This window comes from Pseudomonas sp. PDM25 (assembly GCF_019219045.1).
Classification (GTDB): domain Bacteria; phylum Pseudomonadota; class Gammaproteobacteria; order Pseudomonadales; family Pseudomonadaceae; genus Aquipseudomonas.
The window spans coordinates 1-6,061 of record NZ_JAHUWL010000041.1; the positions used below are offsets into that span (position 1 = coordinate 1).

At 60.3% G+C, this 6,061-nt stretch carries 5 protein-coding genes; all 5 read left to right on the forward strand.

The features are described from left to right. Nucleotides 1–1,903: aminomethyl-transferring glycine dehydrogenase (gene gcvP / locus KW848_RS31110; RefSeq protein ID WP_218539151.1), on the forward strand; the 1,903-nt coding region annotated here is incomplete at its 5' end. A 218-nt stretch (nt 1,904–2,121) separates the two neighbouring features. Continuing rightward, complete coding sequence (locus KW848_RS31115; protein WP_008146925.1) at nt 2,122–3,498, forward strand: L-serine ammonia-lyase; 1,377 nt, start codon at nt 2,122–2,124, stop codon at nt 3,496–3,498. Between the two features lie 38 nt (nt 3,499–3,536). Continuing rightward, entirely contained in the window at nt 3,537–4,661 is a 1,125-nt protein-coding gene (gene gcvT, locus KW848_RS31120) for a glycine cleavage system aminomethyltransferase GcvT (RefSeq protein WP_192410368.1), read from the forward strand. Between the two features lie 390 nt (nt 4,662–5,051). Further along, entirely contained in the window at nt 5,052–5,264 is a 213-nt protein-coding gene (locus tag KW848_RS31125) for a cold-shock protein (RefSeq protein WP_003227496.1), read from the forward strand. A 96-nt stretch (nt 5,265–5,360) separates the two neighbouring features. Then, nucleotides 5,361–5,849 (forward strand): RDD family protein, encoded by a 489-nt coding sequence (locus KW848_RS31130; RefSeq protein WP_218539152.1) that lies wholly within the window; start codon nt 5,361–5,363, stop codon nt 5,847–5,849. Nucleotides 5,850–6,061 lie beyond the last annotated feature (212 nt).

A 6,061-nucleotide genomic window follows, 5' to 3' on the forward strand; every position in this document is an offset into this window, starting at 1 on the left:
GACCCGCGAGCAACACATCCGCCGCGAGAAGGCCACCAGCAACATCTGCACCGCACAAGTGCTGCTGGCCAACATCGCCAGCATGTACGCCGTGTACCACGGTCCGAAAGGCCTGACGCAGATCGCCAACCGCGTGCATCACCTGACCGCGATTCTGGCCAAAGGCTTGAGCGCAATCGGTCTGAACGTCGAGCAGGAAAACTTCTTCGACACCCTGACGATTAAAACCGGCGCGCACACCGCCGCGTTGCACGAGAAGGCCCGTGCCCAGCAGATCAACCTGCGCGTGGTCGATGGCGAGCGTCTGGGCCTGTCCCTCGACGAAACCACGTCGCCAGCCGACGTGGAAACCCTGTGGAGCCTGCTGGCCGACGGCAAGGCGCTGCCAGACTTCGCCGCCCTCGCCGCCTCCGTTCAAAGCACGATCCCGGCCGCGCTGCTGCGCCAGTCGCCGATCCTCAGCCACCCGGTGTTCAACCGCTACCACTCGGAAACCGAGCTGATGCGCTACCTGCGCAAGCTCGCCGACAAGGACCTGGCGCTGGACCGCACCATGATCCCGCTGGGCTCGTGCACCATGAAACTCAACGCTGCCAGCGAAATGATCCCGGTGACCTGGGCTGAATTCGGTGCCCTGCACCCGTTCGCTCCGGCCGAACAAAGCGCCGGCTATCAGCAGCTGACCGACGAACTGGAAGCGATGCTCTGCGCCGCCACCGGGTACGACGCGATCTCGCTGCAACCGAACGCCGGATCCCAAGGTGAATACGCCGGCCTGTTGGCGATTCGTGCCTATCACCAGAGCCGTGGCGAAGACCGTCGCGACATCTGCCTGATCCCCTCGTCTGCCCACGGCACCAACCCGGCCACCGCCAACATGGCCGGCATGCGCGTGGTGGTCACCGCCTGCGATGCCCGCGGCAACGTCGACATCGAAGACCTGCGGGCCAAGGCCATCGAGCACCGCGAACACCTCGCCGCGCTGATGATCACCTACCCGTCGACCCACGGCGTGTTCGAAGAAGGCATCCGCGAAATCTGCGGCATCATTCATGATCATGGCGGCCAGGTGTACATCGACGGCGCCAACATGAACGCGATGGTCGGCCTCTGCGCGCCGGGCAAGTTCGGCGGCGACGTGTCGCACCTGAACCTGCACAAAACCTTCTGCATCCCCCACGGCGGTGGCGGCCCGGGCGTCGGTCCGATTGGCGTCAAGTCGCACCTGACCCCGTTCCTCCCGGGTCACGGCACCATGGAGCGTAAAGAAGGCGCGGTCTGCGCCGCACCGTTCGGCAGCGCGAGCATTTTGCCGATCACCTGGATGTACATTCGGATGATGGGTGGCGCCGGTCTGAAGCGCGCTTCGCAACTGGCGATCCTCAATGCCAACTACATTTCCCGTCGCCTCGAAGAGCACTACCCGGTGCTGTACACCGGCAGCAACGGCCTGGTGGCCCACGAATGCATCCTCGACCTGCGTCCGCTGAAAGACAGCAGCGGCATCAGCGTCGATGACGTCGCCAAGCGCCTGATCGACTTCGGCTTCCACGCCCCGACCATGTCGTTCCCGGTGGCCGGCACGCTGATGATCGAGCCGACCGAAAGCGAATCCAAAGAAGAACTGGACCGCTTCTGCGACGCCATGATCCGCATCCGCGAAGAAATCCGCGCAGTGGAAAACGGCACCCTGGACAAAGACGACAACCCACTGAAAAACGCCCCGCACACCGCGGCGGAAATCGTCGGCGAGTGGACGCATCCGTATAGCCGTGAGCAAGCGGTGTATCCGGTTGCGTCGCTGATCGAAGGCAAGTACTGGCCACCGGTCGGTCGCGTCGACAACGTGTTTGGCGATCGCAACCTGGTTTGCGCTTGCCCGTCGATCGAAAGCTACGCTTAAAACTGATGGGGGCGGGTTCGCCTGCCCCCATTTTCAAGAACACCGCATACACCCTTGTGGGAGCGGGCTTGCTCGCGAAAGCGGTGGATCAGTCACCATCAACATTGCCTGACCCACCGCTTTCGTCGGAACGCCGCCCGGAGCAAGCCCGCTCCCACAGGGGATTTGTGCCAAGCCTCAAGTCCGCTATTCCTATAACAAGAAACCGGAGAACAACCATGTCTTTAAGCGTGTTCGACCTGTTCAAGATTGGCATCGGCCCCTCCAGCTCTCACACCGTCGGCCCGATGCGTGCTGCTGCGCGTTTCGCCGAAGGTTTGCGCCGTGAAGGGCTACTGGCCGCGACCACCTGCGTCAAAGTCGAGCTCTACGGATCACTCGGCGCCACCGGTAAAGGCCACGGCAGCGACAAGGCTGTGTTGCTGGGCCTGGAAGGCGAACACCCGGACACTGTGAACACCGAAACCGTCGCCGCCCGTCTGCAAGAGATTCGCGGCAATGGTCGCTTGAACCTGCTCGGCGAACACAGCATTGCGTTCAATGAGAAAGAACACTTGGCGATGATCCGCAAACCGTTGGCCTATCACCCCAACGGCATGATCTTTCGCGCCTTCGATGCGGCGGGCATACAAATCCGCAGCCGCGAGTACTACTCGGTCGGCGGCGGTTTTGTGGTCGATGAAGACGCCGCCGGCGCCGACCGTATCGTCGAAGACGCCACGCCACTGACCTTCCCGTTCAAAAGCGCCAAGGACCTGCTCGGTCACTGCACCACCTATGGTCTATCGATCAGCCAGGTGATGCTAACCAACGAAAGTGCCTGGCGCCCGGAAGCGGAAACCCGCGCCGGCCTGCTGAAAATCTGGCAAGTGATGCAGGATTGCGTCGACGCCGGTTGTCGTAACGAAGGCATCCTGCCCGGTGGCTTGAAGGTCAAACGTCGGGCGGCCGCGCTGCATCGGCAACTGTGCAAGAACCCCGAATCGTCCCTGCGCGATCCGCTGTCGGTGCTGGACTGGGTCAACCTTTATGCACTGGCAGTCAACGAAGAAAACGCCAACGGCGGGCGCGTGGTGACGGCGCCTACCAACGGTGCGGCGGGGATCGTCCCCGCTGTTTTGCATTACTACATGCGCTTCATCCCCGGCGCCAACGAAGACGGCGTCGTGCGTTTTCTGCTGACCGCAGCCGCGATCGGCATCCTCTATAAAGAAAACGCTTCGATCTCCGGCGCCGAAGTCGGCTGTCAGGGTGAAGTTGGCGTCGCTTGTTCCATGGCCGCCGGCGCCCTGTGCGAAGTCCTCGGTGGCACCGTGCAGCAAGTGGAAAACGCCGCCGAAATCGGTATGGAACACAACCTCGGCCTGACCTGCGACCCGATTGGCGGGCTGGTGCAAGTGCCTTGCATCGAGCGCAACGCCATGGGCTCGGTCAAAGCCATCAATGCGGTGCGCATGGCCCTGCGCGGCGACGGTCAGCACTTCGTCTCCCTCGACAAGGTCATCCGCACCATGCGCCAGACCGGCGCCGACATGAAAAGCAAATACAAGGAAACCGCCCGTGGCGGTTTGGCGGTCAACATTATCGAGTGCTGATGCTCACGCGCATTTGCACACTTTTTCAGGAGCTGAATATGTCCACCGAACAACTGTCGAAAACCCCGTTGCACGCACTGCATATCGAACTCGGCGCCCGCATGGTGCCGTTTGCCGGCTATGACATGCCGGTGCAATACCCGCTCGGCGTGATGAAAGAACACCAGCACACCCGTGATCAGGCCGGGCTGTTCGATGTCTCGCACATGGGCCAGATCCGCCTGACCGGCGCCAATGCCGCCAAGGCGCTGGAAAGCCTGGTGCCGGTCGACATCATCGACCTGCCGGTGGGCATGCAGCGTTACGCGATGTTCACCAACGAGACCGGCGGCATCCTCGACGACCTGATGGTCGCCAACCTGGGTAACGACGAACTGTTCCTGGTGGTCAACGCCGCCTGCAAGGACCAGGACCTGGCGCATCTGCGCAAGCACATCGGCGACCAGTGCACCATCGAGCCGCTGTTTGAAGAACGCGCCCTGCTGGCGCTGCAAGGTCCGGCCGCCGTTACCGTGCTCGCACGCCTGGCGCCTGAAGTGGCGAAGATGACCTTCATGCAGTTCGCCCGCGTGAAACTGCTGGGTGTGGACTGCTTTGTCAGCCGTTCGGGCTACACCGGTGAAGACGGTTACGAAATCTCCGTGCCGGCCGCTAACGCCGAAGCCCTGGCTCGTGCCCTGCTGGCCGAACCTGAAGTGGCGGCCATCGGCCTTGGCGCTCGCGACTCCCTGCGCCTGGAAGCTGGCCTGTGCCTCTATGGCCACGACATGAACACCGAGACCACCCCGATCGAAGCGAGCCTGCTGTGGGCGATCTCCAAGCCTCGTCGCGCTGATGGCGCACGTGCCGGCGGCTTCCCTGGCGCTGAAACCGTGTTCGCACAGCAACAAGCCGGTGTCAGCCGCAAGCGCGTTGGCCTGTTGCCCCAGGAACGCACGCCGGTGCGCGAAGGAGCGGAGATCGTCAATGAAGCAGGCGACATCATTGGCGCAGTTTGCAGTGGCGGCTTCGGTCCGACCCTGGGCGGCCCTTTGGCGATGGGTTACGTCGACAGTGCTTATATCGCTCTCGATACGCCGGTATGGGCGATTGTTCGTGGGAAAAAGGTACCTTTGCTTGTAAGCAAAATGCCATTTGTTCCACAACGCTACTACCGTGGCTGATTGACTGTTCCTATAAGTAACGCGGTTGCGTTAACAGCGCACTAATGTGTAACGCAACCGCCATAAAACAGTGCACACCTTCGATTACGAACTTGGCTTATAACGATCGAAAACAATTGAACACCTCTATCGCATAAGCCAGCGCTAGTTGCCGCCGAACGGCATCAACGCGAGCAAATCCGGGCCCTCCACAGGGCTTGTTTTTTCTCCCGTAGTTGGCGTAGAGTTTGTTCACTGTGTTTGCATGGGTCGCTTGGAATCGTGACCTGGGCAGTAGCCTACAAGTTAGCTACATCCCGTTCGACGTCTTCTTACTCTCCTGCAACCAGCCCCAGTACTCTTTCACAAGAAGGAGGCTGTCATTAATTTTTTGCGTCAAAGGAATAAGAAATGTCCACACGTCAGAGCGGTACCGTCAAGTGGTTTAACGACGAGAAAGGTTTTGGTTTTATCACTCCAGAAAGCGGTCCGGATCTGTTCGTGCATTTCCGCGCTATTCAGGGCAACGGCTTCAAGAGCCTGAAAGAAGGCCAGAAAGTGACTTTCGTTGCTGTGCAAGGCCAGAAAGGCATGCAGGCTGACGAAGTACAAGCAGAAGCCTGATCTTCTGTAACGAAAAAGCCCCTGATGCTGACATCAGGGGCTTTTTTGTGCGCGTAAATCCGTAAAATGGCTTCTTTTTTCCGTCCAGAGGCTGCCATGTCGAAACATCTTCTCAAACCCCAGGGCGACTTTCCTGCCGTTACCCTGGGTCGTCGCCTGGCAGCGATGTTCTACGACTTCCTGTTGTGTACCGCCCTGCTGATCGTCACCAGCGGCATTTACAAGATGATCCAGATGGCGATCATCGGCGAAGACAAAATGCGCACCCTGACCGAAGCCGGCGCGCTGGACGGCGATCCATTGCTGTCAACGGTGCTGCTGTTTGTGCTGTTCGGCTTCTTCGCCAAGTTCTGGACCTGGTCCGGTCAGACCCTGGGCATGCAGGTCTGGTGCATCCGCGTACAAAACGCCGACGGCTCATCCATCAGCCTGTGGCAGGCGTTGCTGCGCTTTGTGGTGTCGATCGCGTCCTTGCTGTGCGTCGGGCTGGGTTTCTTCTGGTCGCTGTTCGACAAACAGAAACGCAGCTGGCATGACATCTACTCCGACACCCAGCTCGTGCGGATTCCAAAGAAAACCAAGTAGCTCAGCCATACAAAAACCACTGTGGGAGCGAGCCTGCTCGCGATGGCGATGTATCAGTCAATATTGATATGGCTGACAGATCGCTATCGCGAGCAGGCTCGCTTGTATGGTAGGACTTGAAGGGAGGAGGAGGGACAAGGCTCGATTCCGACTGTTGACGCAGTACAGACCGTGGGAGATTTCGCCCCTCCTCCTTTCACCCAAGCGCCGAT